The 25,107-nt window shown below is 70.5% G+C and carries 17 protein-coding genes; 9 read left to right on the forward strand and 8 right to left on the reverse strand.

What is annotated here, in order from left to right:
* Positions 1–14: 14 nt before the first annotated feature.
* The 3 genes from WMF19_RS19135 to WMF19_RS19145 form a co-directional block, all read right to left on the reverse strand.
* Positions 15–2,927, reverse strand: coding sequence for a biotin/lipoyl-containing protein (locus tag WMF19_RS19135; RefSeq protein ID WP_437900412.1), 2,913 nt, complete (start codon positions 2,925–2,927; stop codon positions 15–17).
* 2 nt (positions 2,928–2,929) lie between these two features.
* Complete coding sequence (locus WMF19_RS19140; protein WP_437900413.1) at positions 2,930–4,663, reverse strand: acyl-CoA carboxylase subunit beta; 1,734 nt, start codon at positions 4,661–4,663, stop codon at positions 2,930–2,932.
* Positions 4,664–4,862: 199 nt separating this feature from the next.
* On the reverse strand, positions 4,863–5,273 hold the full coding sequence (locus WMF19_RS19145) for a CBS domain-containing protein (protein ID WP_437900414.1): 411 nt from the start codon (positions 5,271–5,273) through the stop codon (positions 4,863–4,865).
* Positions 5,274–5,840: 567 nt separating this feature from the next.
* Here WMF19_RS19145 and WMF19_RS19150 point away from each other — a divergent pair.
* The 3 genes from WMF19_RS19150 (at position 5,841) to WMF19_RS19160 (ending at position 9,492) form a co-directional block, all read left to right on the forward strand.
* Positions 5,841–7,280: a LysM peptidoglycan-binding domain-containing protein gene (locus tag WMF19_RS19150; protein WP_437900415.1), complete on the forward strand. Its 1,440-nt coding sequence runs from the start codon at positions 5,841–5,843 to the stop codon at positions 7,278–7,280.
* Positions 7,280–8,650 (forward strand): hypothetical protein, encoded by a 1,371-nt coding sequence (locus tag WMF19_RS19155; protein WP_437900416.1) that lies wholly within the window; start codon positions 7,280–7,282, stop codon positions 8,648–8,650. The genes WMF19_RS19150 and WMF19_RS19155 overlap by 1 nt, the downstream gene beginning before the upstream one ends.
* Before the next feature lie 95 nt (positions 8,651–8,745).
* The gene (locus WMF19_RS19160; protein WP_437900417.1) at positions 8,746–9,492 is read left to right on the forward strand and encodes a hypothetical protein; all 747 of its coding nucleotides are present in this window, start codon (positions 8,746–8,748) and stop codon (positions 9,490–9,492) included.
* A 903-nt stretch (positions 9,493–10,395) separates the two neighbouring features.
* Here WMF19_RS19160 and WMF19_RS19165 read toward each other — a convergent pair.
* Positions 10,396–11,187 carry a CBS domain-containing protein gene (locus WMF19_RS19165; protein ID WP_437900418.1) on the reverse strand — a complete coding sequence of 264 codons (792 nt, stop codon included), beginning with the start codon at positions 11,185–11,187 and terminating at the stop codon, positions 10,396–10,398.
* Positions 11,188–11,594: 407 nt separating this feature from the next.
* Here WMF19_RS19165 and WMF19_RS19170 point away from each other — a divergent pair, with 407 nt between their 5' ends.
* Together WMF19_RS19170 and WMF19_RS19175 are read left to right on the forward strand one after the other, a co-directional pair.
* A complete protein-coding gene (locus WMF19_RS19170; RefSeq protein ID WP_437330029.1) occupies positions 11,595–12,269 on the forward strand; it encodes a universal stress protein in 675 nt (224 codons plus the stop codon).
* A 231-nt stretch (positions 12,270–12,500) separates the two neighbouring features.
* Positions 12,501–13,799 carry a sialate O-acetylesterase gene (locus WMF19_RS19175; protein ID WP_437900419.1) on the forward strand — a complete coding sequence of 433 codons (1,299 nt, stop codon included), beginning with the start codon at positions 12,501–12,503 and terminating at the stop codon, positions 13,797–13,799.
* 215 nt (positions 13,800–14,014) lie between these two features.
* On the opposite strand, the gene WMF19_RS19180 is transcribed toward WMF19_RS19175, so the two are convergent.
* Positions 14,015–15,676, reverse strand: a complete 1,662-nt coding sequence (locus tag WMF19_RS19180) for a hypothetical protein (RefSeq protein ID WP_437900420.1) — start codon at positions 15,674–15,676, stop codon at positions 14,015–14,017.
* A 793-nt stretch (positions 15,677–16,469) separates the two neighbouring features.
* Between WMF19_RS19180 and WMF19_RS19185 the strand changes: the two genes are divergently transcribed.
* From WMF19_RS19185 to WMF19_RS19195, 3 genes are all read left to right on the forward strand, one after another.
* Positions 16,470–17,465, forward strand: a complete 996-nt coding sequence (locus WMF19_RS19185; RefSeq protein WP_437900421.1) for a latent transforming growth factor beta-binding protein — start codon at positions 16,470–16,472, stop codon at positions 17,463–17,465.
* Positions 17,466–17,544: 79 nt separating this feature from the next.
* Positions 17,545–17,685, forward strand: coding sequence for a hypothetical protein (locus tag WMF19_RS19190; RefSeq protein ID WP_437900422.1), 141 nt, complete (start codon positions 17,545–17,547; stop codon positions 17,683–17,685).
* Positions 17,686–17,696: 11 nt separating this feature from the next.
* A complete protein-coding gene (locus WMF19_RS19195; protein ID WP_437900423.1) occupies positions 17,697–18,839 on the forward strand; it encodes an aromatic ring-hydroxylating oxygenase subunit alpha in 1,143 nt (380 codons plus the stop codon).
* Positions 18,840–18,884: 45 nt separating this feature from the next.
* Here the strand turns inward: WMF19_RS19195 and WMF19_RS19200 are convergent, their stop codons facing one another.
* Positions 18,885–19,805, reverse strand: coding sequence for an SGNH/GDSL hydrolase family protein (locus WMF19_RS19200; RefSeq protein ID WP_437900424.1), 921 nt, complete (start codon positions 19,803–19,805; stop codon positions 18,885–18,887).
* Between the two features lie 451 nt (positions 19,806–20,256).
* Here WMF19_RS19200 and WMF19_RS19205 point away from each other — a divergent pair, with 451 nt between their 5' ends.
* The gene (locus WMF19_RS19205) at positions 20,257–21,075 is read left to right on the forward strand and encodes a hypothetical protein (protein ID WP_437900425.1); all 819 of its coding nucleotides are present in this window, start codon (positions 20,257–20,259) and stop codon (positions 21,073–21,075) included.
* Here WMF19_RS19205 and WMF19_RS19210 read toward each other — a convergent pair.
* Together WMF19_RS19210 and WMF19_RS19215 are read right to left on the reverse strand one after the other, a co-directional pair.
* Entirely contained in the window at positions 21,029–22,261 is a 1,233-nt protein-coding gene (locus tag WMF19_RS19210) for a zinc-binding metallopeptidase family protein (protein WP_437900426.1), read from the reverse strand. The genes WMF19_RS19205 and WMF19_RS19210 overlap by 47 nt on opposite strands.
* Before the next feature lie 424 nt (positions 22,262–22,685).
* Positions 22,686–25,061, reverse strand: a complete 2,376-nt coding sequence (locus tag WMF19_RS19215; protein WP_437900427.1) for a family 43 glycosylhydrolase — start codon at positions 25,059–25,061, stop codon at positions 22,686–22,688.
* Positions 25,062–25,107 lie beyond the last annotated feature (46 nt).

Genomic DNA, 25,107 nt, shown 5'->3' on the forward strand with positions numbered 1-25,107 from the left:
TGCTCGCAGCGGCCTCAGGTGCCCTCGGCGTCGAAGATCGCGTCGACGTACCGCAGCGTCGCCTCGCGCCGGCGGCGGGCGCGCTCGGCCGAGTCCTCCTCCACGAGCACCTCGTCGGGCTTCACGCGGAAGAGCGGCTGGCCCTTCTGCACGATCGTCCCCTCGCCGCCGTCGATGAGCACCTCCTCGACGGTGCCGGAGCACGGCGCGAGCACCTTGTTGAACATCTTCATGACCTCGATCACGTAGAGCGGATCGCCGGCAGCGAAATGGCTGCCCTTGGTCACGAACGGAGGCCGGTCCGGCGCCTCCTGCGCGTAGAACATGCCGCCGGTGACCGCGACGATCTCGTTGGCCCGCATGGCGGGCGGCGGCGCGAGGACCTTGCGCATGCGGGCCGAGAGCTCGCGATCGAGCAGGCGCTCGGGGATGGCGACCGTGCCGTCCTCCCGCGCGCGGAGCTCGAAGAAGCGCGCGGCATCCCCCGCGAGGACCAGCGCGTCGAGGAGCTCCAGGCCCGCCTGGAAGCCGAGGTGGGAGCCGCGGACCCGCCGCCAGAGCTCGGCGTCGTGGCCGTGAGGCGCGGTGTCCCGGGACAGGTGCGCTCGCAGCTCGGGCCACGGAGGCGCGCCGCCCGCCTGGCCCATCCGCTCGCCGACGCGCCGGTAGAAGCCGAGCGCCCGCGAGAGCACCTCCTGGTCGTGATCCCAGATCACATGGGCCGCGGGCGCCTGCGGCTGCGGCGTCATGTTGAGCAGCCAGTACGTGTCCGCGAGCACCTCGATCGGGTTCTTGAGCCAGCGCACCCGCCCAGACCGGATCTCGAACGACCCCATGTTCCGGCTGAGCCACGCCGACAGGAGGTGCGGCTCCGCGCAGATCTTCTCCACGGGGCGGCGCACCAGCGTGTCCTTCAGCGTGAAGACCTTCTTCAACGCTCCTCCGCCGGCCGCGTCCGTGGCCCCGGCCCGCGCCGCGAGGCGGCGCTCGTGACGGGCGCCGAGCTCGGCCCACATCGCGTCGAAGTCGAGCCCCCCGAGCTCCACCGCGAGCAGGCCGACCTGCGTGAGGTACGGGACCACGAAGCGCGTCGTCGGCTTCGCCCACACGCTCCGCGCGAGGAACCAGTGCACGAGCCCGTAATGAAACTGGAGGTTCGTGTGGAGATCGCTGCCGCGCAGCGTCGTCGTGCGCAGGATCTCGCAGATCCGCTGGTAGGCCTCCTCGCGCGAGGCGCCGTAGGTCACGAGGAGCGCGATGTTGCTGTCGTAGGCGCCTGCGACCCGGTAATGCATGAACACCCCCGTGTCGGGGTTCTTCACGCAGATGCCCTGATCGTCGCGGATCTCGTGCGGGTGCGGATCGCTCCAGGACACGATGATGCCGGCCGCGTGGGGCTCCAGCGCGCCGTTCGTCGCGTTGAGGCGCGCCTCCACCGCGGACCCTTCCCGCCGGACGCGGATCGGCCGGGGCAGCCGCTCGCCGTGGCGCGCGAGGAGGACCATGCACTCGACGAGCGAGGTCACCTCGAACGCGTCGGCCGGATCGGCCGGGTTCTCGAAGCGGAGGGCATAACAGAGCTCCGACACCCGGTGCTCGACCTGGATGCGGGTGTTGACCTCCATGAAGTAGTGATGATCCCCCTCGACGATGCACTCGAACGTCGAGGCCGAGTTCAGCCCGACCGCCTGCCCGAACCGCTCCGCCTCGGCCTCCATCCGGGCGAGCGACGCGAGCTCGCGCTCGAGCGACGCCGCGAGCGGAGCCTCGCCGGCCGCGCGCGCCCGCTCGATCGCCTCGAGCAGCCCCTCCTGCGTCATCGCGACCTCGAGCAGCTTCTGCTCGTGCATCTGCAGCGAGCAATCGCGCCCGCCCAGCGCGACGCACCACGCGCCGTTGCCGATCAGCTGGATCTCGTTGTGCCGCGTCTCCTCGACGTTGAGCTCGAGCAGGATGTTCTTGTTGTCGCCGACGCCCGCGGCCTTCACCTCCGCGAGGACCTCCCGCGCCAGCGCTGGGACCTCGGCCGCCCGCGCCGCGGCCTCGGGGGCCGCCGCGTCGGGCGCGATGCCGGCGAGGAGCCGCTGCCCCTTGCCGCCGCCGCCGCCGATGGCCTTGAGCCGGATCCGCCGCCCCGGGTGGCGAGCGAGCAGCTCGGCCGCGCCCCGCTCGAGCTCCTCGCAGAGCTCGTCGGTCGTGTAGAGATCCACGCGCCGCGCGTACGCCGCCGCGAGCAGCGCGTCCGCCGCCTCGGCGAGCGGGACCCCGTCGGAGAGCCGCGCGCCCGCGGCGCCCTCGCCGAGCAGCCCGCGGTCTGCCGCGGCCGCGCGCAGCGCCGCGTGATCGGGCCACTTGCGGAGCACGATCCGCCGGGTCGCGTCGTCGATGCCGGGCGTCACGCTGACCGCGGTCGCGAGCGCCGTCCGCTTCGCCTCGTCCTTGAGTCCGGCGGCGCGCTGCACCGACGAGCGCGGGCCGATGAAGACGAGCCCCGCCTGCTCGAGCGTGCGCACGAACTCCTCGTCCTCGGCCATGAAGCCGTAGCCAGCGAACACGTGCGTATAGCCGCCGGCCCGGGCGATCGCGACGATCTCCTGCATCAGCTTGACGCGCTCGTCCTTGGTGGCGCCGGTATAGTCCTTCACCCGGTGCACGTGCGCCGGGTGGATGCAGCGCAGCTCCGGCGCCAGGGCGTGCGTGTAGACGATCGAGTCCTTCTCCGACAGGAGGATGCCGTAATGCTCGATCCCCATCTGGGCGAAGACATCCATCGCCTCTTTCCGGATCGGGCCCCGGCAGACGATCAGCGGCCGCACGTCGTCGGCGGCGAAGGAGCGCGCCCACGCCGAGCCCGAGCGGCGGAGCCTGCGGTCGCGCGCCACCCTCGGGTTGCGGTCGTAACCTCGCCTGGTCTCGAATCCATCCATGATCAATGGAACTCCCGCTGAACACCGGTGAACGGCCCTGGCTGGTAGTGCCGCAGCAGGAACTCGAGGTTCTCTGCGATCACCGAGCGGAGCTCGCGCGGCATCACGAGCCGCGAGATGGATCCCAGGCTGAGCCCCTCGCGCGGGTTCATGAGCTCCCGCTCGTACCGCGCGCCGAACTCGGCCTCTCTCGCCTTCAGCCACGCCGCGGCCTCGTCGCGGGCCTCGGCCTTCGCCTTCGCCTCGTCGAGGCCGCGGCCGAGCCGCTCCTTGACGCCGGCCTTCTCCCTGGCGCTCGCCTGCGCGCGCACCTTGCGGAGCTCGTCCTTGTAGACGAACTCCTTGCCGGCAGGGCCCATCACCGCGACGCGCGTCGTGGGGAGCGCGAGCACGACGTCCGCGCCGGTCGCGTAGTTGTTGAACGAGGCATAGGCGCCGCCGAACGCGTTGCGCACGAGCAGCAGGATGCGCGGGGTGCGCACGTCGATGATCGCGTCGAGCATGGCCCGGCCGGCCTGCACGATGCCCATCGCCTCTTGCTCCCTGCCCGGGAGGAACCCCGTGGTGTCCTCCATGAAGAGGAGCGGGATGTTGTAGAGGTTGCAGAAGCGGATGAAGCGAGCGTTCTTGTAAGCGGCCGCCACGTCGATCTGGCCCGACGCCACCGCGCTGTTGTTCGCCACGAAGCCGACGACGCGCCCGCCGACCCGCCCGAACGCGGTGATCGTGTTGCGCGCGCGCTGCGGCTGCACCTCGAAGTAGTCGCCGTGATCGCAGATGCGCTGGATGATGATGTTGATATCGAGCGGCGTGTTGTATCCCGTCGGCGACGAGATCGTCCTGCGGAGGAGCGTGTCGATCTCGGTCGTCTCCCGGCCCACCGGATCGCTCGTCCGCTGGAAAGGCGCGCTCTCGCGGTTGTTGCTCGGCAGGTAACCGAGCAGCCGGACGGTGGTGCGCAGCGCGCCCACCTCGTCTGGCACCGTGAGATCGGCCACCCCCGAGGCGCCGTGGACGCACGGGCCGCCGAGGTCGTCGGGCGACACCACCTCGCCGAGGACCGATTTGACGACCGCCGCCCCGGTCAGGCCGAAGAACGTGCCGCCCGGCTGGATGACGAAGCTGCCCTGCCGCGGCAAGTAGGAGCCGCCGCCCGCGTTGAACCCGAACATGCACATGATGCTCGGGACCACGCCGCTGATCTTGCGCAGCGCCGCGAACGCCTCGGCGTAGCCGTCGAGCCCGCCCACGCCCGCGGGGACGTAGGCGCCGGCGCTGTCGTTGAGGCCGATGAGCGGGATCCCCCGCTCTCCCGCGAGCTGGAACAGCCGCGCGAGCTTGCGGCCGTTCGTCGCGTCCATGGACCCGGCGCGGACGGTGAAATCGTGGCCGTACAGCGCCACGTCGCGGCTGCCGATGCGCAGGATCGCGGTGACCAGCGAGGCGCCGTCCAGGTTGGGGCCCCAGTTCTCGAAGACGACCCGCGGCGGCTCGGGCGTGAGCACCCGGATGCGCTCCCAGATCGTCATCCGGCCTTTGCTGTGCTGCCGGATGATGTTCTCGGGGCCCGCGGAGACATAGGGGCGCCTGCGGAGCTCCTCGGCCTCCCGCAGCGCCGCGTCGTACGCCGACGCGGGCGCGGCCGGCGCCCCGGCTCCCTCGTCGAGCGGATCGTCGAGCGAGGGCACGAGGGCGGAGGGCTTCACGGCGACATCGTTGTGATCAAGAGGGCTCATGGACGGGCGAGGCGCTCTATATCATGGCAGGATCGGGAGGCGCACCTCGCGAGCCCGGCGAGGCGCGCCCCGGCGCCGGCATGTGGGGCGCGGCACGGGGCACGCCCCGCGGCGCTGCGCGGTCCGGGTCTGCAACCCCACGCTGCGATGCGGGTTCACCCCGCACGGGCAGCCCGCGCCCAGCTCGACCGGCTCGCCGTCAGGAGATCGCTTTCTCGGTGAGCAGCGCGGCCAGCACGGCGAGCGCGTCGGTCGTCGTGAAGACGCCGACGACCTGCGCGCCGTTCAGCACCACCGCCGATCCGTACTTGTGCTCGGCCATCTCGCGGACCACCTCGGAGAGCGGCGCGCTCGGCGCGACGGCGTAGGGGCACGGCGACATGGCCTCGCTGACGGCGAGCTCATCGCCCTCTTGCTCCTTGAGCGTCTCTATCCAGTAGATGTCCCGCTCGGAGAGGATGCCGACCAGCCGGCCGCCGCTCAGCACCGGCAGGTGCCGGATGCGATGTCCGCGCATGAGCGCGCGGGCGAGGCCGACCTTCTGCTCGGCGCCGATCGAGTGGGGGCTCTGGGTCATGCAGTCCTGGATGCGAATGGTGGAAGAGCTCATGGTGCCTCCCCTGGAGCTGGACGTCCGTGACGATCCCAGCACTTTGGGCGTCCGCGAGATCGTTAGCAAGACGCGGACCACCGGGCGGAGCTCGGCGTCTCGCTGCGGTCGTCAGCGCGGCCGGCGAGCTGCCCTGGCTGGATGCACCGCCTGCGCCGCGCCGGCGACATGCGGGCCTCTCGGCCGCCGGCGAGGGCGCGCTTGCGGCGATTGCGCGCGAGCGCAGGGCGTTCGCCAGGCCAGACGACGCCGCAGGGCGGGCCACCGTCGCGCCAGGGGAGCTCGGCTGGATCGCGCGGAGCCGCAGCAGCTCGAGCAACTCGGCAAAATCGACGAGCCTCTCTGCTTCGATGGCCTCATCCTCCGACAGTTGCTCTCCGTGATCCTCCTTGTCCAGGAGCGCCTGAAGCCGGCACGATCAACGTGGACGCGCGACCTGCTGGCGCTCTATCGCGCAGAAGGCCGGCCTGCCGGCGCGCCACCGTCTCTCCTGACCGGGCTCACAGAGCTCGACATATTCCTGACAGCTTGATAGAAGCCATACTAGGCACCTCATCGCCCCCGATTATGACGAATTCCTGGCTCAGGAGATGGCCGGTCTCGGACTTCGGCCGGCGAATCTACCTCGTGCGCGCGCATCACGCGCCCGACGATCCATCGAGGGACCATCTCGAGCCCGTCCCGCCCCTGGCTGCGTCGTCCGCCATCGAGGCTCGGCTGAACGAGAACCTCTATGTCCTTCAGGAGGTATACTGCGAGCTCACCCTCGGCGGTTGGTCCAGCCTGCACCAGGAGGACCAGCGAGCGCTCCGCGATCGGATCTCCGCGCGGGTATGCCGGGCGCTGGAGTACGGAGAGCTCGTCGCGCTGCGCGAGATTCGCGCCCCGGTGTCCGCCGCGCCCCGAGGCCGGGAAGCCCGCGCGCCGCACGGTGGACCGGCAAGGTCACGGCCGGCCCCACCTCCCGGGGCGGGGACCGAGCTCTCATTCTACGAGATCGTCCTGCTGGACGAGCTCGAGACCCCGATCGCTGATGTGAGCATGCGGGTGAGCACACCCGCAGGGGAGGTCGTGCGTAGAACGGACGAAAGCGGGCGCGTGCGCGTCGACGGCGTGCCGGCGGGCTGGGGAAGCGCCGCCATCGCCAGCGCCGATGAGCTCGTCATGGCGCTTGCCGGTCGGGAGCAGGGCCTGCGCCGGACAGCGCCGTTGCCCGAGGGGGACACGTGGCACGTGCGCGTCACGAGCCGCATCGGCGACGCCGTGAGCCTGCCGGATGCCGAGCCCCAGAAGCTCCTGCTCGTGACGCGCACCGACCTCGTTCATATCGCCCAGGCATCCCCGTGGGCCGCGCTGTCCCTGGTCGACCCGGCGGGGCCATGGCAGCTCACCGTCGCCGAGGAGCGCGCGATGCTCGCGCTCCACTCCGCCGCGACGGGCGCTCAGGCCGTCGTGCAGGGGATAGCACCGGAGCCCTCGCCAGCACCGCCGCCGCCGATCCCCCCGCCGCCGATCGATGCCGGGCTGTGGATCGCGCCCGACGTGTACGTCGTCCAGAGCGGTGACACGCTGGTGCGGATCGCGGCCCGCTACCTCGGGGACGGCGCCCGCTGGAGGGAGATCTGGGCGCTCAACCAGGAGCGCTACGCAGGGCGATCGCCCGACGTGATATTCCCCGGGGACACGCTCGTCATGCCGGCCGAGGCGATCCCGGAGTGGGTCGCGCTGCCGGCCAGCCCTGCGCCGCCGCCGGATGCGTCGGCGCCCGCCGCGCCAGCTCCACCGGAGTGGCTCCGCGCGGCGATCGATACGCTCCATGAGGCGCTGTTCCTGGCGCGCCTGGACGCGGTATGGCGCTTCCTCGAGAGCATCCCGCTGGACCTGCCTGCGCCGAGCCTGGACGCGCCGCCGCCGTTCGTCGAAGAACTCGTCTACCGGTCGACCATGGTCGAGCTGGCCATCGAGGGGAAGGTGGATCCCGTGTTCCAGGAGACGGAGCAGGTCTGATGCTGAAGCTCAGGGTCATCTGGCCGAACGCGGGGCACGCGCTACTGCCCGAGGCGGGGGCCGACGTGCGGCTCGAGGCCGGCGGGACGCCGCTGCCGCTCGCGTCCATGTCCCGGGGCGTGCGCGAGTTCGACATCCCCGATGGGACGGCGCGGGTCGTCCTGAAGGCCACGTTCACGGCCTCGTTCGGCGCGGTCGGGCGCGTGGGCCCGATGAGCCACCCCGTGCTCCAGGTGGAGCAGCCTTACGATGTGGTCGCGGGGGGAACGATGCTGGAGGCGGCGAACATCCCCGCGTACGTCAAGAGCCACCCTCTCGTGGACACGAAGGTGATGGCGAACGTGAATGGCGCCGCGCTGGCGCAGATCCGGACGGAGTTCGTGAACATCACGCCGTTCTGGATGGCGTACGCCGGGTTCGCGTCCGAGTACGCGGCCGAGCATCAGCCGGGCGATCCCGAGCTCGTCGCCCTCGGATACACCGGTGGCAAGCCGCTCATCTGGTTTGCCACCGTCCCCGCCGCGTGCGCAGCGCCGCCTGCGCCCGGGGTCGGCTGCGTCGTGTTCTTCCGGCCCGAGAGCTACGAGTATACCCGCGTCGACGAGGCCGATCACGAGATGTTCGGGCTCAACCGCTATCTGCTCAAGCCGGTGGATGAACCGCACGCGGATGTTTGGAGGCGCGACGTGTTTCGCCCCGACCCCAGCGACGGCAACAGACCCTATGTATGGCTGCGCGCAGGCTTCGAGGACGCACTCTCCCGGAGTGGGAAGCCCGTGGTGATCCTTCACCCCTGGCCGAGCGGCTCCGACTTTGGCGCCGCGACCGGCGCGTCGCTTCCTGTCCTCGCCGGTGGCGCGCTCCGCCTGCTCTGGGCTGAGCAACGCCTCGGGAGAAGCCGTGGGGCCATCCGGCTCGGCCGCCTCGGCGTTGCGGGCTACAGCGCCGGCGGGCTGTCCATGTGGGCCGCCCTCGCCAGCAACAAGCAGCGCGTCTCGGAGGTGTACGCGTTCGATGCGCGGGGTACACCCTCCAGCGCAGGCGCCGCGATCCAGTGGTTCAACTCGCGGAGCGACACGGTGCTGCGGATGACCGGGGGCTATCAGCTCACGGCGAACGAGGGGATCCGGATCAGCATCGAGAAGCTCGCAGGTGGTCCTGTGCCGCGGGTCACCGCGACGCCACCGAACAAGAAGGCCTACGAGGCCGGCAGCAACCCGCTCTGGGATCATGTGATCACCGCCTACCCACACTTGCGCGAGAGGGCCGACGTATGGCATCAGTTTGCGGTCTTCGGCGGCTACGTCGCTCTCCCCGGTCCCTTCGCCCTGACCTTTCTGCAACAGTTCTTGCAGGACTCCCTGTTTTGAAGCGCGCCCTCGTTTCGCTCGTTGTCGCTGCGCTCGCGCCGGGGCAGCTGGGTTGCCATCGAGAGCGCCTTCCCCAGGGCGATGCTTCGGCGGGGGTGCTCCCCTCGTCGGCGAGCGCGCTGGCGGCGCCGGCCTCGCCCTCTGGAGCCGCGTCGGCGGGCGGCGGTGGGCTGAACGACCTCGATGCTGCAGGCCCCGGCACCACCGGGGCTCCTCGATCGGGATCGCCGCCGTCGTCGCTCGGCGATGCAGGGTCGGTCTCGCCCGCTCCTGCGGCCGCCGCCGGCCCGAGCGCGCCGGCTGGCAGGCCGTTCGACCAGGATGCCTGGCTGGCGGCCCGCGGCGCCGCGTGGCGTCCCGATGCCTCGTGCTGGTCGACCCTCGCCACGAGCCCGCCTCAGCGCCTCAACGTGTGCTCGTGCCACCAGGCGCTCAGCCTGTCGGAGGTCGAGCTGATGGTGTGCTCTCGCGCGCGCGAGCCGGAATCCGAAGCGGCGCCCGTCGTGACGCACACGGTCCTCTACGCAGCGCGAGGCGGCGTGCTCCAGGCTGTGATCGACGTCCCCACCGGCGCGATGCTCGACGAGTGCGCGCCGGGCGCCCCGATCCCCTGCTCGGTGGTGCTCGATCTTCGCGTCGAGGGAAGCTCGATCCGATTCGATGATACGGCGGGGACGACCCCCTCGTGCGACCACCCCTCGATCGCCGTGAACAAGCCACTCCCGGGCGCCTCCGGCTGGAATAGCGCCTCCTTGCAGCGCGCGCGTGCCACCTACCGGCGTATCTGCAACACCCGCGGCCGGTACGTCTGGCAGCGCGGCGCGCTCCGCCGCGTGCCGTGATGGGTTCGAGTAGCCCGGCCGCGCCGGGCAATCCCGTCATCCGAATCCAGTTCTGGTTGCCGGAGCCACCTGCAACCTCAGCCACGCGCCCAGTCGCCCTGCGGCGCTGGACCCCGGCGCGGGAAATCAGGCAGTCTCGCGTGCGCGGGGAGGCGCGGGAGCTCCGCGGGACAGAAGATTGTACGCCGAGCTACAAAAAGGTGCCCCAGCGTACGCAGTGCTGTATGTTGCACAACGATCGAGGCCGATTCCGTTGACTGATGTGGTTGATTTTCTACTCCGACAGCACCCCCGCAGGCACTCCTGTATGATTCTTCGCTTTCAGGCGTGACCAGGCAGGCCCTGCAGCATGGCGGCGCGCTTCCTGGTGCCGTCGCGGAGCTCGTCACGATGACGACCGCGGCGACGCTCGCGCGCGTGGAGAGAGAGAGGAGCCTCGCGTCCAGCGAGGTCGCGCGCGGCTCAATGCCAGGGTCAGGCGAGCTCAGGCGTCCGCTGCGCGGTCGACCGAGGCGCTCGCCGGCCGCTTTGACGCGGCCGTCCCTGGGCCCTCCCGACCCCGTGATAGCGTCCACGGTTCGCGATCGCGCGCTCACCGCCCGTGAGCTGCTCGCGCCCGGCGCCATCAGCGAGGCGGACGCGGTACGGCAGGCGGCCTCGTGCGCTCGAGAGCCGCCGTCGAAATTTCAGCCGTGCCTGCCGGAGGAGCTGGAGCTCAGGTTTCTGGCGCACAGGCTCGTGGAGAGGCCCTGGATGCCTGCACTGGAGATAAGGGGCTGAGCCGCCCCGGAACTGTCGTCACGCCGGGACAATCGCTCGTGAGCCTCGTGCGGCGAACTGGACATTCTCCAGCTGAACAGAGTGCTCGACAGACGGCCTCCTCCAGCGCCTTGCGTTCGCCCCTCAGGCCCGCTTGCGCGCCGAAGGGATCAGGTACCCGCAGCACCGCCCGAACCACCGCAGCACGTCGAGCGACGACAGGATGCCGACGACCTTGCCGTCGTCCGAGACGACCGGCAGCCGGTGCACGCCCTCGTAGGCCATGAGCGACGCGGCCTGCCGGATGCTGGCGCTCTCGTGCAGCTGCACCACCACGGGCGTCATCACGTCGCGCGCCGTGACCCTGATGGGCTCGTAGACATGGAAGCCCTGGCTCATCTCGAGCGGCGCGACCTCGCCCGACCGCGAGGTCACCGGCCGCGACTCCTCGGTGTCGCCGCGCTCCTCTGCTGCACGGAGCACGTCGGCCCGCGACACCATGCCGACCGGCCTGCCCGCCGCGTCCACGACCGGCATCCCGCTGATCTCGTGGCGGACGAGCAGGGCCGTGATGTCGTCGAGGGAGACCTCCGATCGGATGCAGATGACGTCCTTGGTCATGATCTCGGCGAGCGGCGCCTCCGGATTCACGGGCACGTCCACGCCAACGCTGCGCAGCGGATCCGCTTCCGCCGTGCCAGGCGCCGCGTGGCTGGTATGGCAGACGACCGACGTCGTGCGCGAGCTCTTGTCGAAGTGCAGCGCGTGGAAGCGACGGCACGACTCGCACTCTCGCGCCGTCGTCGAACGCTCCCGCAACGGACAGTAGACGGTCGCCACGACCGATTCCTCGCCGTCGTCTCCAACGATGTGCGCGCTGCGGATCGTGTGGTGCCGGAGCTGGTGCTCTCCGCCGGTGGGTCCAAGGGTTGTCATCGTCGTCTCCCGTTCGCCTCTGCGTCCCTCGCTCGAGGTGTGCTGTGGGATGAGCACCGTTCGTGCCACGCACGCGAGATCGCCTGCGGGCGGCGGCGGCCCTGGTACGCCGCGGTCACGTCTGCGCCTCCGCGCGCCGTTTGCGCCGCGGCGCAAACGGCCGCGGGCTGCCTCGCGGGGCGCCCGCCCGCAGCGCTCGCGGCGAGAGGAGCTCGCTCTCGGCTCGCGCGGAGCGCCCAGCTCGCGGGAAGAGCCCAGCTCGTGCGAGGGATCCGGCGCGCGCGAAACCCTTCTCTCCGGCGCCCGGCGCGCCTGGCATGCGGTGTGCTGGACATTGCGCAGAAGGGCAGTTGGGTAGAGCGAGGCGACCGCTGGTCGGGCCTCGCATGGAGGCTGAGGAGGCTGTCATGTCGAGCGCAAACGCAACGAATCGGTTCATCGTCGTCGTCGGGATCGACTTCTCGGAGCCGAGCAACCGCGCGCTTGATCAGGCGCTCGAGTCCGCTTGCTGTCGCGAGAACGCCGAGGTGCACGCGGTCTACGTCGAGCCCGAGAGCTGGGTCGGCGTCGGGCTCTCGCGGGTGCCCGTGGTGGCCACCAAGCCCGACGTGGCGCTCCAGCAGCTCCAGCAGCGCGCGAGCGAGCGCGTGAGCGCCATGGGCAACAAGCTCGACGGCGGGCGGCTGAAGCGCGTCGTCGTCCACTTCCGCCGCGGCGATGCCGCCGAGAACATCGCCCAGCTCGCCGCCGACCTGGACGCCGACCTCGTGGTCGTCGGCTCGCACGGCTACCGCGGGCTCGAACGGCTGCTCCTCGGCTCGGTCGCGGAGCGCGTCTCCAGGCTCGCGCGCTGCCCCGTGTGGATCGTCCGGCCGAAGGATCACGCGACCGCCGGCCGGGTCCCCGAGATCGAGCCGCCCTGCCCGGAGTGCGTGAAGCACCGGCAAGAGACGGGCGGCGCAGCGCTCTGGTGCGCGCGCCACGCCGAGCACCACATCCGGCCGCACCGCTACTCGTATGCGACCAACGGGGTCTACGCGCCGTCGAGCGCGGCTTATCAGGCGACGCCCGAAGGGGCGTGACCGCGAGGCGAGCTCGACGAGACCGCGCGTCCGTCAGGCACACAAACGCCCGACACGTATCCTGAGGAGGGCAGGCGTGCGCCTGCCAAACGAGGCTTCCATCCTCGTGAGTCGCGGTCTCGCCGCGCTCGCTCCTCGATCACCTCGGCGCCGGCGCGCGGCGCGCTCTCTCCGGTCGATCGCGATCCCGCCGTGTTGACGTTCCACCGCGCGCGGGGGATAGACAGCGCCATGAAGCGGTCTTGCATCGCCCTGGCGGCTTTCGTGCTGTCCCTCTCCGCTCCGGCGATCGCGCAGCCAGTGAAGGTGTTCGTCCTCGCGGGCCAGTCGAACATGGTCGGCTACGGCGTGGGCCGCCAGCTCCCGGTCGAGCTCCAGAGCCAGCCGGACATCTGGTACGACCACTACAATCCGGACGCGCGCGAGGGAGGGGCGTACGCCGAGGCGACGAGCGCCGACTGGGGGCCGCTCGAGCCGAAGGGCGAGGCCCGCCGCTACGGGCCCGAGATCACGTTCGGCCGCGCGATGGCCGCGGCGTACCCGGAGCACCGGATCGCGATCGTGAAGATGGCGCAGGGGGGCACCAACCTCGTCGATCACTGGGGTCGCGGCCTCGCGCCGGACCCCGAAGTGCTCTACAAATCCCAGCTCTACCACGCGCTCCTCGGCAAGCTGGACTCCGCGACCTACGAGGGCGACCGCGCCCTCCGTTACCCCGAGGAGGTGACGCGCCTCGACGGCGCCCTGGCGCGGCTCGAGTCGGAGGGGCAACCGTACGAGATCGCCGCGCTCGTCTGGATGCAGGGCGAGAACGAGGCGGGGTGGTCGGCCGCGTTCACGTACGGCGACACGCTGCGCGGCTTCATCCGGGCGATCCGCGAGGACCTCGGCGTCCCCGGGCTCCCTGTCGTGCTCGGCAGGGTCAGCGACAACCTCTACCCCGCGAACGGCGGGCCCATCGCCGCAGGCAAAGAGGCCAACATCGACGCCGTGCGCGCGGCGCAGGTGACCGTGGCCGAGGAGGACCCGCGGGTCGCGTGGGTCGACACCGACGACCTCGCCGTGCGAGCCCCCGACGACGCGTATCACTTCGACTCGGCCTCGTACCAGCTGCTCGGCGAGCGCTTCGCCGAGGCGTACCTCGCGCTGGTCCGCGAGGAGGGCTCGTCGAGCGCGTCATCGGCGAGCAGCGCCGGGAGCGCGGCCGCAGGGGGAGGGGGCGCCACGGGAGAGGGCGCCACGGGAGGGGGCGCCACGGCCGGATCGAGCGGGAGCACGGCAGCGGCGGGCGGCGCCGGGGGCGCAGGCGAGGGGGGAAGGGGCGCCACGACCGGATCGAGCGGGAGCACCGCGGCGACGGGCAGCGCCGAGGCCGCGGCCAGCTCGGGCGGAGTCGCGCCCGGGATCACCGGCGGGAGCGGCGGCTGCGGCTGCCGGACCACCGCCGGCCAGGGCCCCGGAGCAGCGGCAGCGCTTGCGCTCGTCGCGCTCGCGCGCCTGCGCCTGCGCCGCTCGCGCGGGCAGGGCTGAGCTGAGCACCGAACGGCGCCTCGTGGAAACAGGTAGAGCGGTGGAGAGAGCGCGCGCGCCGGCTGCGCCACCGTGGTGGAGCAGCCGCGCCGCGCTTCGTGGGAGAGGCCTCGTCGTCGCCTCATGGCGGCGCGGAGGTTCATCGCTTCAGGGGAGCCGCAGGGGTCCGTCGTCACATCGTGCGGACCAGCCTGCGATCACCCCGGGTCGACGAGTCATTGCGGGAAGCAACCGTCCGCCGTGCACTCATAGCCGTCGCGGCAGTCGGCCGACGTCGCGCAATCGCTGTTGCAGTAGCCGTCCACTGTGCAGACCCCGCCGCCGGCGCAGGGGGTCGCGTCGTCACAGAGGCCCCAGCAGTAGCCGCCAGGCCAGCCGGCCTCCTCGGGGGAGCAGTAGCCGCCGGCGCAGTCGCCGTCGGTGGTGCAAGGGGCGCCGTCGGCGCCCTCGCCGGGCGGCGGCGCGCAGCTGCCCACCTCCACCCTGCAGGTGAAGCCCGGCTCCGTGCACTCATCGTCGCTGGTGCATTCCGGAATGCAGAGGCCACCCCGGCACGAATAGCTGCTTCGGCAGTCTGCGGACGTGGCGCAGTCGGCGACGCAGAAACGGAAGCCGCTGGTGTTCTCGATGCAGGCACCGCCGTTGCAGTCGCTGTCCGTGTCGCAGACGCCCGAGCAGGCGCCGCCCGGCCAGCCGTTCAGGGCCTCGGTGATGCAGAAGTCGCCGGTGCACTCGCTGTCGAGCGTGCAAGCGCTGCCGTCCGGGCTCGTCTCGAGCGGGGGGTAGCAGCCGCCCGACTCCGTGTCGCACGTGCCCACCTCCGGGCACTGCGCGTCGCTGGTGCAGTTCGGCCAGCAGGTGGAGTCGACGTCGCACATGTAGCCGTCGCGGCAGTCGGCCGCTGTCTCGCACTCGGCGACGCAGAGGCTGAGGGATGCGTTGATGTAGATGCAGACGCCGCCGCCGGCACAGTCGCTGTCCGCCTCGCACTCGGCGGTACAGTGCCCGGAAGGGAACCCGAACTCCGTCTCATTGAGGCAGAAGCCGCTGGCGCACTCGGTGTCGGTGGCGCAGGCAGCGCCGTCGGCGCCGGGCTCGCCGCCGCCGCCCCCGGTGGTGACGGAGGTCGTCGAGGTGGTGACCGAGGTCGTGGAGGAGACGCTGCCGCCGCCGTCGCCGCCGGCGCCCGTGGTGACCGAGGTCGTGGAGGTGACGCCGCCGCCGCCGTCGCCGCCGGCGCCCGTGGTGACCGAGGTCGTGGAGGTGACGCCGCCGCCGCCAGCGCCCGTGGTGACCGAGGTCGTGGAGGAGACGCTGCCGCCGCCGTCGCCGCCAGCGCCCGCGCTGACCGAGGTCGTGGAGGAGACGCTGCCGCCGCCGTCGCCACCAGCGCCGGTGGTGGATGCGGCCGAGGTCGAGGAGACGCTGCCGCCGCCGTCGCCGCCAGCGCCGGTGGTGGATGCGGCCGAGGTCGAGGAGACGCTGCCGCCGCCGTCGCCGCCAGCGCCGGTGGTGGCCGAGGCCGACGTCGTGGAGGCGCTGCTCGATGAGGCCGAGGTCGAGGTGGTGGCCCCGCCCGTACCGCCGCCGCCCGTGTCGCCGCCGCCGGTGCCGCCTGCACCGCCGCCGCCCGTGTCGCTGCCGCCGGTGCCGCCTGCACCGCCGCCGCCCGTGTCGCTGCCGCCGGTGCCGCCCGCACCGCCGCCGCCTGTATCGTTGCCGCCGGTTCCTGTCGTGCTGCTGGCCGAGGTGGCGCCTTCGCCGCCCGTGCCGCCTGCACCCCCGCCGCCCCCAGTCCCGATGACCGGCGACTCGTCATCGCCGCACGCCGTCGTCGTCATCAGGCCAAGAACGAAGAGACACACCAAAGATCGCATCTTCATCCGCTGCTCTCCAGCCGGTAGGGGTCCAGTGACGCGGCGCCGGCCGTCGGAGGCGAGGTGCCGCAGCGCGATAAGCGCGCACGCATCTTCTGTCGAAACGGCGCGGATGCCAACGCCTCTTTACTCCCTTTCGGCGCTTTCGGGCGAAGGGCGCCCGCGCTCTCTCCCCATCCTACCTCGTCCACGCTCATCCTCGCCCCGGGTCAACGACGAGCGCAGCAGCTTTTCGACGGGCGATCGCGCGCGATTGTCGCGTCCGCTACACGCTTGTGGAGCGCGTTTTGGAGGTCGCGACGCCCTCATCTCCACTCGTTTCTACCCGTTCCACCCCTCTGACGAGCCCTCCTTGCCACCCAGCGCCTTTCTCCTCTCCTCACCGCCTCGCCGAGCCAGAGCGCGCCTCCCGATGTCCGTGAAGTTTCGGGTGGCTGCTCCTCAGCTCGTCAGCGAGCCTGAGCGCACCTCCGAGCTTCGCGAGGCTCCGGTCGTTCCGCCCCTATCGCCCCGAGCGCAGTGGCGGCCGCTGCTCCGCCCGCTGCAGGTCCGAGCGTCGCCTCGCCATGTGATTGACCGGCCGCCATCGAAGCTGGTATAGGTAGCCGTTTTCTTCGGAATTGAATTTTACAGTCACAGCCAAAGAGAAAGGCGGTCGTGCGCGGTGTGCGCAAGTGAAGGGTGCCCTGGTGCTTTCCGTGCCAGCGATGTCATCTCGCTCTTGCTGCGTCGCGTCGACGCCCTGCGCCTCGGCGGACGACCTCTCGTTTCAGCCAGAGGATGAGGAGACCCCATGCGTGTCCGACACGTGATGATCACAGCAGCGATCGCCGGTCTATTCGCGGCCTGCGCCAGCTCGGGGGGCGACGGTGGCAAGACCGAGCCGGTCCACGGGACGGTCTGCGAGGCCCGCTGCGCCTGCGAGGGCTGCTCCGACGACCAAGAGGGCCTGTGCGAGGCCGAGCAGGGCGCCATCGCCGAGCGGTCCGAGGAGCGCTGCCAGGACGAGTATACGGCGTACATCGACTGTGTCCGGCTGGAAGGCCGGTGCGTGGACGGTCATCACCTGGCCGAGGTCTGCGACGTCCATGAGGAGGCCCTCCTGGACTGTCTCGATTCCACGGATCGCTGTCCCAGCGCGGGTGACGGCATCTGCGACGAGCCCCAGGGCACCGGCAAATGCCCTGCTGGGACCGATCGAGCCGACTGCCTCTCTTCCTGTCCCTCGACCGGCGACGGCACCTGCGATGAGCCCGAGGGCACCGGGCTCTGCGCGGAGGGCACGGACGTCGTGGACTGCGCGGCCACGACCTGCTCCCGGACGAACAACGGCACCTGCGATGAGCCCGAGGGCACCGGGCTCTGCGCGGAGGGCACGGACGTCGCGGACTGCGCGGTAGACGAGCCGTGCGCTACCACGGACAACGGCGAGTGCGACGAGCCCGGAGGCACCGGACTCTGCGAGGCGGGCACGGACACCGCCGACTGCAGTGCCCCCCTCACCTGTGACGACCTCGACGAGTGCGGGGACGACTCGAAGGGGTGTATCGGGTGCGCGAACGCGGGGAGCTGCGCCGATGAGCTCGACACATGCATCCTCGACGACGACTGCATCGGGTTCACCAGGTGCGTCGTCACCTGCGCGGACGACGACGACGCTTGCTTCCGCGCGTGCATGGACGCCCATCCGGCCGGGAGGAATTTGTATGCCAACTACGACCGGTGCGTGAACTGCAATGAGTGTTATTACTCCTGCGGCAACGCCAGCATCTTCGGGTGCAATCCATGATCTGTCCCGTCGCCGCGGAGGCAATGAGACGGTCAGCGGCGTCGCCACGCGCGGGATCACCGAGACGTGCGCGGGCGACATGCGCCCGCCCTGCGTCGACGCTGAAGGCCAGATCTGCGTCGTCGACCTCGGCGCCGCGCGTCTGGCCTTCGGCATCGACGCGCAGCCGTTCCCCCTGAACCGCGCCCGGGCGGCGCGATCCGCGCCCTCGTTCTGGTAGCATCGCCCGCCTTGCCGGAGCTCCCTCTCGCCCCTGCCGATCTCGACGCGGTGCTCGCGCCGCTCCAGAGCGCCCGGCCGCTGCCCGCGCGCGCGTACTGGGACGAGGACGTCTTCGCCTTCGAGCAGGCCGAGATCTTCGGACGCTCCTGGCTCTGCGTCGGCCGCGAGGACGAGATCGCCCGCCCCGGAGAGTGGCTGGTCGCCCCCCTCACGCCGGCGGGCGTCGTCGTCGTCCGCGGCGCCGATCTGGAGATCCGCGCGTTCCACAACGTCTGCCGCCACCGGGCGGCGACGCTGCTCGACGGCCCGTGCGGCCGCCTCTCGCACCTCGAGTGCCCGTACCACGGCTGGACCTACGAGCTCTCCGGCGCGCTGCGCGCCGCGCCCCACGCGCCGCCCGGCTTCGACCGCAGCGCGCACGGGCTCCTCCCGGCGCGCGCCGGCGCCCTCTTCGGCTTCCTCTTCGTGACGCTCGATCCCGGCGCGCCGCCGCTCGAGAGCGCGATCGGCGAGGCGCCGCCGTGGCTCTCGCGCCCCGGGCTGCGCTCGCTCCGGCGGGGCAGGCGGGTGGAGTACGAGGTCGCCGCGAACTGGAAGCTCTGCGTGGAGAACTTCCAGGAGTCCCACCATTTCCCGCGCGTGCACCCCGCGCTCGAGCGGCTGACCCCGTGTGACGACGCCGTGTCCTGGGGCCGGGGCGGCCCGTGGCTAGGCGGCATCATGGACCTCGCGCCCGGCGCCGACACGGTCTCGGTCGGCGCCACGCCCGGCGCGCGGCCGCTCATCGTCCCCGAGGCGGAGCGGCGGCGCGTGCGCGACGCCATGCTCTTTCCGAGCCTGCTCACGAGCCTCCAGCCCGACTACCTGCTCACGTACCGGCTCGCCCCGCGCGCGCCCGAGCGGACGCTCGTGATCGCCGACACGCACTTCCACCCAGCGGCGTTCACGCCAGGCTTCGATCCGGGCGACGTGTTCGCCTTCTGGGACGCCGTGAACCGGGAAGACCGCGCCATCTGCGAGCGCCAGCAGCGCGGGATCCGCGCGCCGGGCTACGCCCCTTCGACGTACGCCATGGTGGAAGACGGCGTCCACGCCTTCGACGGCATGGTCGCGCGGAGGTACCTCGCGGCGCTCCGCGCGAAGACGGCATGAGCAGGCTCTGCGGCCTGGAGGGATCGCCCGTACGTCGATCGCTCGTCACTGCGCGACGCAGCTGGTCTTCATCGCTTCCCAAACCGCATCTCCGGTGGCGACGCTACCGGCAGCGGTGGGGTGGATTCCGTCTTGCGTATACTCGTTGTGTCCGTTCCAGGTCGGACGAAGGTCCAACCAGTAGCACTTCGGCGCCGTGAGCCCGTCGCACAGTGCCTTCATCTTCGGCCGGAGCGCATCGAGGCAGGTCTTGAGCGACGCGTACTGGTTTCCGATGGGGTCTGGATAGAAGAAATAGAGGACCTTTTCGACGTTGTCCTTCTCCATGGTCTCGAACAGCGACTCCGCCGCCGCGAGGGCTGCGTCGCCGTCCCCTCTCAACAAGCAGTCGTTCCCGCCCCCATCCATCAGCACGTACTTGATCATGCCGTTCTCCGCGGCTTTGCGGTACTGGCTGGGAATCTGATCGTTGGCCAACGTCGTGCCGCTGACCGAGTTGTCGATATAGCGCTCGTTCGCGCCGAGGGAGCCGTTGGCCTTGGCCTGCTTTTCGATCTGCTGCGTGATGCCGTGAGTCGCGGCGATGAATGATTCTCCGATGACCGCGACCTGATTTCCCTTGGTCTGGCCCTTGACGCACTCACCCGGGTCCGAGCCCCCGCTCGTGGCGCCCGTCTCTCCGCCGGCGGCCGTGCTGCTGGCCTCCCCGGTGCTCGCGCTGCTGCTGCTGTTGCTGCTGCTGCTGCTCGAGGTGCTCACGGCTGCCGAGCTTGCGGCGCCGCCAGTGCCCGTATCGCCCGTGCCGACCGTGACCGTGGCCCCCGCGCCGCCGGTGGCCCCGTCAGGGCCGCCTCCGCCGGTCGAGGACGTACCACCGTCGTTCGCCTCACCACAGGCCCAGATGCCGATGCTCAGGAGACCGAGAACGCTCAGTTTCGTAGCGATGTGACGACGTGTCGATCTCATTTTATTTCTCCAGTGTCCGCTTGGCGCCGAGGTTTCAAGCGGCGAAGGACTCGCGTTGCCTTGTGTTGACGATTCATCCGTGCATCGAAGGAGCCGCGTTCGCCCGATGCAGGTGACTGCCACGACTTCGTACCCAAGCCAGCTGACTCGATGTATAGGCATACTCGCCTATGCCTCGATCCGAGACGTCACGTTCATGTCGGTGGACTGAACAATTCGGGCGAGAGTCGAACTCGATGTCTGCGCCACGGCCCATCCTCCTGGGAGGCTCCCGCGGCGTTCGATCCCGAGCGCTTCACGCCCGAGCGCTCGGCCTCCCGCCCGCGCCACGCGTCCATGCCGTCCGGCGGTCGACCGCGGCCGTGGATCGGCGGCCCGCTCGCGAACGTGCACGGCCGCCAGACGTTTGACGGCATGGTCGCGCGCAGGTACCGCTCGGAGCGAGGACGGCATGAGCAAGCTCTGCGGCCTGTGGGGCCGCCCGTACATCGACCTGTCGCCGCTGCTCGACACGGCGTGCTTCCCCGAGCTCGATCGCGAGATCGTGCGCGGCCTCTGCCGCGTCGAGCCCTCGTACACCGGCGGCAGCCTGAAGTGGATGGGCGTGGTCGCGCCCTGGGTGCACGACGATCCGTACGTGGATTACGGGGAGGTCATCGAAGGCTTCTCGCGCGACGAGTTCTGCGATTTCATCGCGCTCGGCGACGACCCGTCCGCCTTCGATCCCGACCGGCGGGGCGAGTACACGTTCGGAGACGAGACCGATCATCCGCTCACGCGGGCGCAGATGCTGTACCTGAAGTACCGCTACGGCGTCTATTTTCCCTGGAAGGTCTGCTATCACCTCCTCGAGAACGACCGCTGGGAAGACAAGCACTCGGGCGCGGGCAAGGACTTCTCGGCGGAGGCCAGAACGGTGTTTCCCCGGACGGTCGAGTTCATCCGGGGCCTGCCGTTCGTCGAGATCGGGCGGTGCGTGATCTTCGGCCTCGAGGCGAACGATCACGCGCCCGCGCACCGGGACACCGAGCCGGGGAGCGCGATCGGCGCGGCGCAGTCCATCTCGTTCGACCCGCGCGGCGACAAGCGGTTCTATCTCTGCGACAGGGAGGGGGAGGAGCGCACGGTCGTGCGCGCGCCCATCTACTGGTTCAACGACATGGATTACCACGGGGTCGAGCCGGACCCGTTCTTCCGGTACTCGATCCGCGTGGACGGCGTGTTCAAGCCGGAGTTCGTGAAGCGGCTCCAGCGCCTGTACGGACGGTAGGCGCGGGCGAGCGCTCTGCCGGTGAGTCCTCCGCCGGCGAGGCCCCGTTCACCACCAGGTGAATGAACTGCAGCTTCGCCACGGCGGGGCGCGGCAGCACGAACGGGTAGAAGTCGTGCTGGCCCATGCTGCGTGACATCTCGTTGAGCACGGCCGTCAGCTCTACCCAGGCGTTCAAGAAGCCCAGGAAGGTCTCGGCCCCTCGGTCGTCCGGGCGCCACAGCGCGTCCGCGCCCCATGGCTCGACGTCGAGCTCCACCTCGTCGGCGTCGATGCCGAAGCTGAGCGCCGTATCGACGGTGTCGACCATGTGGAGATAGTGGGCCCAGGTCTCGGCCCAGTCTTCCCACGGGTGCATGCTGGCGTAGGCGCTGACGAAGCGTTGCTGCCAGTCGGCCGGCGGTCCCTGCTCGTAGTTGGCCTTCAGCGCGGCGGCGTAGTCCTGCTGCTCGTCGCCGAACAGCTCCCTGAACGGCGCCAGCCACCCGGTGTCGCGCACCAGGCGGTCCCAGTAATAATGGCCGACCTCGTGCCGGAAGTGCCCGAGCAGCGTGCGGTAGGGCTCGCGCATCGCGGCGCGGGTGCGCTCGCGCGTGGCGTCGTCCGCCTCCTCGATGTTCAGCGTGATCACGCCGTCGGCGTGGCCGGTCATCACCCTGGGCCCGTCGGGCGGCGAGGCGAGGAAGTCGAAGCAGAGGCCGCGCTCCGGGTCCTCGCCGATCTTGGACTTCACCGGCAGGTTCAGCGCCAGGAGCTGCGACACGAGCCGCCGCTTGGCCGTCTCGAGCAGGCGCCACTGCGTCTGGTGCTCGGCGACGGAGAGATCTGGAATGGTGCGGTTGAGCCGGCACGCGGCGCAGAGCGCGGGCGCCTCCGCCCCCGCCGGGATCAGCCAGTTGCAGCCCGACGCCAGGTCGAAGTTGCCGCAGCGCCTGTAGAGCCGCGGCGGGTCCGCCGTGTCGTGCCAGATCTGCCAGGCGCCCTCGGTCGGGCCGGCCTTGAGCGGCACGACCTGGGCGCGCTCGGGCTCGTAACCGAGCGGCGTCTTGCAGGCCAGGCATTCGCTGTTGCGGAAGAACACCGGCCTTTCGCACTGGCAGCGGTAAGCGCGCGGCGCGGTGGGCTGCTTGGTCCGCTTCCATGCGCTGCGCAGGCGCGCGATCAGACTGTCGAAGCGATTGGTCATGGTGGGTCGAGCGGCCTCGATCGTGTCGGCCCCGGCTCGCGATCGCAAGGGTCGCAAGCCGTATGCCAGGCGTGCGGCCCGACGCTCGCGCCACGAGCGCAGCTCAGCGCGCTGTCGAGCCGTGCGCGAACGTGCGAACGTCGAGGACGTCGCGGAGTGTCTCAGTGTGGCAAGAATGCCGTGGGCCCGACCCAGGTTGGCCAGGGCCGCGCTACCGCGTCGCGCGGTAGCTCTCCGGCGGACCCAGGTAGCTCGGCTTGAGCCCGCCCCTTGCCGGCTCCCGAAGGCGCACAGGACCGCGCCACATGTCTTGGAGGTGAGGTCCAGGGGCAGCTCCGTCGCTGCCCCTGGCGTCAGGCCAGCCGGGGAGGGGGCCGCCGTCGACGACGCCGCCGATGGCCTTTTGCCACCCGTGGTGGACAGGTCACTTGGTGGGAACGAACCGCAGGGATGCGAGGCGCACGAGCTCGCCCTGGCCGCCCTTCACCTTCAAGTAGACCTCGTGCGTGCCCGACGTGGGCGCCACGTTGCACGTCGTCGTCTTCCACTTCTCCCAGCCGTCGGTACCGGGGAGGGCGCAGGTGCCGATCATCGAGCCGCCTGCCAGCGGATCGATCCAGACCTCCACGGTGCCGCCGGCCCCGGCGCTCGAGGCCTCCAGCGCGATCGCCTTCGACTTTACACCCCCGCTGCCGAGGTCGACGCTCCCGAACATGGCCCAATCGCCGCTCTCCAGATCACCGAGCACCGATCCCGCCGACGTGCTCGACACGACCTGGGCGCCGGACTGCTGGTCCGCCTCCGCCGCCGGGATCGGGGTGAATCCGTCACGGTAGGTGAACAGGTCGAAGTAGGCACGGTTGTTGGTCGCGAACATGCCGGCCTGGTTGCCAATCCAGGTGTGAGCCATGGCATAGAACCCGTCGAGCGCGGAGATGTCGATCTCCGCGCCTACCTGGGTCCATTCGACTCCATCCGTGCTGAACCAGCCCGTGGCCTTGTGCTCGGAGCGGACCAGCTTCAGCCAGACCGCTTTCCCGGCGGGTGCGGGGACCGACGCGCCCACCACGACCGGCTCGGCGAGCTCGCTGTACGCGGCCCCCGCCTCGGCCGGGGCCTGCACCGAGCGCGACCGGAAGGAGAAGCGAATCCTGTCTTCCTCGCCCTCCATGACCCGCGCCACCGAGACGTCCATGATGGCGGGGAGCCTGAACTTCTCGCTGTCGGTCATCCACGTCGGGCAGGAAAGCACCTGCTCGTCCTGCCAGTAGCCGTTGCCCACGCGGATGCCGGCCGCGTCCCCGTCGGCCGCGGGCGTGAACTCGACCTTCGCGACCATGCTGCTCGAGTGCAGCGTGTCCTTCTGAACGACCAACGTGGTCCCTCCGGTCCCCGGCGTGATCCGCAGCCACCCCGGGCGATCCACCACCGAGTACTTGTCCTCCGACGCGCCGTAGGTGGTCCACGCGGAGTTGATCGTGGCCGACGAGAAATCGTCGTTCACGGGCAGCAGGAAGGGCACGCCGCTCTGCGGCAGCTTGGGCGCGGACAGATCGCCCTTCTTGGTCGGGAATCGCGGGACCGGGATCGTCTTCCCGTTCACCTCTTTGTCGACCCAGGTCACCTCCAGCAGCAGCCCCTCGCGGCCAAGCCCCTGCCAGTCGCCGTTCTTCGAGGTCTTGGTGTCGTCGGTGCCCACGTTGCTGCAGTCGTACGAGTGGGCAAAGGCCCACCACGAGCCGTCCTCCAGCCCGATGGGCGACGTGATGTGCTGGACGCCGGCGTACGGCTCCTCGCCGGTAAGGACATAGCCGAGCCACGTCCAGTCCTCGGGGGTGCTGCCGACAAGCTTCTTCGACGCCCAGGCGTGCAGCTGGCCGCCGCAGGCCGTGTGCGTCGAGACGAAGTAGTAGTACCAGTCGCCGCGCTTGGCCATCGTCGGCCCTTCGGCCCACTTGCTCCAGTCAGCATTGGTGAAGTCGCCGCAGCCGCCGGTCGCCTGGTCCCAGTTGACGAAGCTCATGTCGACGCTCGACTCGGGCAGCAGCATCCCGGTCTTGGGATCGATCTCCGTGACCAGGTTGATGCCGAAGTCGTTGGGGTGCTCCGCGTCCCACTTGCACAGACCATTCTTGATGATCATGTACGTCTTGCCGCTGTCGGGATCGACGAACACCGAATTGTCGGAGCCGGTCCCTCGTTCGTACGAGGTCTCGCTGCCGGGCGGTGTGTAGGGGAAGATGTCGACCTTGGTGGGCTCTGACCACGGGCCCTCGAGGCTCGGCGCCGAGGAGAAATGCTGGGTGGCCCCGATGGAGTAATAGACCCGGTACACATCGCCGGCCTTGACGATGAAGCCGCCCCAGGTGCCCTGGCCCGGGCCGAGCTGCGCCTCCAGCGCGGGAGCCGTGGAGTGGACCACCCGGTTCATGCGCTCCCAGTGGAGGAGATCCGTCGAGTGCAGGATCTCGAAGGCGGGCATCATGTGGAAGTTCGACCCGACCAGGTAGAAGTCGTCGCCTTCCCGGTAGATGTTCATGTCCGGGTGATCACCGGGCAGAACGGGGTTCTGGTAGGTCGTCACCTCGAAGGCCGCGTCGCCGTCGCCGCCCGCCCCACCGCCGCCGGCGTTCGGAGAGCCACCCGTGCCCCCGGAGCCGCCGTCGCCGCCGCCGTCGCCGCCGGTTCCACCTCCGGCTCCGCCCTGACCCCCGGAGCTTGTCGAGGTTGGCCCGGACGAGGTGCTAGATCCCGCCGGGCTGGGATTGGGCTCGTCCGAGCCGCACCCGATCGCGATCAATCCAACGAAAGTGATAATCCCTGCTGCATAAGAGCGCACGATGACC

The organism is Sorangium sp. So ce124 (assembly GCF_051525235.1).
Classification (GTDB): Bacteria; Myxococcota_A; Polyangia; order Polyangiales; family Polyangiaceae; genus Sorangium; species Sorangium atrum.

What these genes read in the sequence shown, in the direction of transcription:
- WMF19_RS19135 (WP_437900412.1), bottom strand. Translation starts at nt 2,927, where the DNA reads ATGGATGGATTCGAGACCAGGCGAGGTTACGACCGCAACCCGAGGGTG.
- WMF19_RS19140 (WP_437900413.1), bottom strand. Translation starts at nt 4,663, where the DNA reads ATGAGCCCTCTTGATCACAACGATGTCGCCGTGAAGCCCTCCGCCCTC.
- WMF19_RS19145 (WP_437900414.1), bottom strand. Translation starts at nt 5,273, where the DNA reads ATGAGCTCTTCCACCATTCGCATCCAGGACTGCATGACCCAGAGCCCC.
- WMF19_RS19150 (WP_437900415.1), top strand. Translation starts at nt 5,841, where the DNA reads ATGACGAATTCCTGGCTCAGGAGATGGCCGGTCTCGGACTTCGGCCGG.
- WMF19_RS19155 (WP_437900416.1), top strand. Translation starts at nt 7,280, where the DNA reads ATGCTGAAGCTCAGGGTCATCTGGCCGAACGCGGGGCACGCGCTACTG.
- WMF19_RS19165 (WP_437900418.1), bottom strand. Translation starts at nt 11,187, where the DNA reads ATGACAACCCTTGGACCCACCGGCGGAGAGCACCAGCTCCGGCACCAC.
- WMF19_RS19170 (WP_437330029.1), top strand. Translation starts at nt 11,595, where the DNA reads ATGTCGAGCGCAAACGCAACGAATCGGTTCATCGTCGTCGTCGGGATC.
- WMF19_RS19175 (WP_437900419.1), top strand. Translation starts at nt 12,501, where the DNA reads ATGAAGCGGTCTTGCATCGCCCTGGCGGCTTTCGTGCTGTCCCTCTCC.
- WMF19_RS19180 (WP_437900420.1), bottom strand. Translation starts at nt 15,676, where the DNA reads ATGCGATCTTTGGTGTGTCTCTTCGTTCTTGGCCTGATGACGACGACG.
- WMF19_RS19185 (WP_437900421.1), top strand. Translation starts at nt 16,470, where the DNA reads ATGCGTGTCCGACACGTGATGATCACAGCAGCGATCGCCGGTCTATTC.
- WMF19_RS19190 (WP_437900422.1), top strand. Translation starts at nt 17,545, where the DNA reads ATGCGCCCGCCCTGCGTCGACGCTGAAGGCCAGATCTGCGTCGTCGAC.
- WMF19_RS19200 (WP_437900424.1), bottom strand. Translation starts at nt 19,805, where the DNA reads ATGAGATCGACACGTCGTCACATCGCTACGAAACTGAGCGTTCTCGGT.
- WMF19_RS19205 (WP_437900425.1), top strand. Translation starts at nt 20,257, where the DNA reads ATGAGCAAGCTCTGCGGCCTGTGGGGCCGCCCGTACATCGACCTGTCG.
- WMF19_RS19210 (WP_437900426.1), bottom strand. Translation starts at nt 22,261, where the DNA reads ATGACCAATCGCTTCGACAGTCTGATCGCGCGCCTGCGCAGCGCATGG.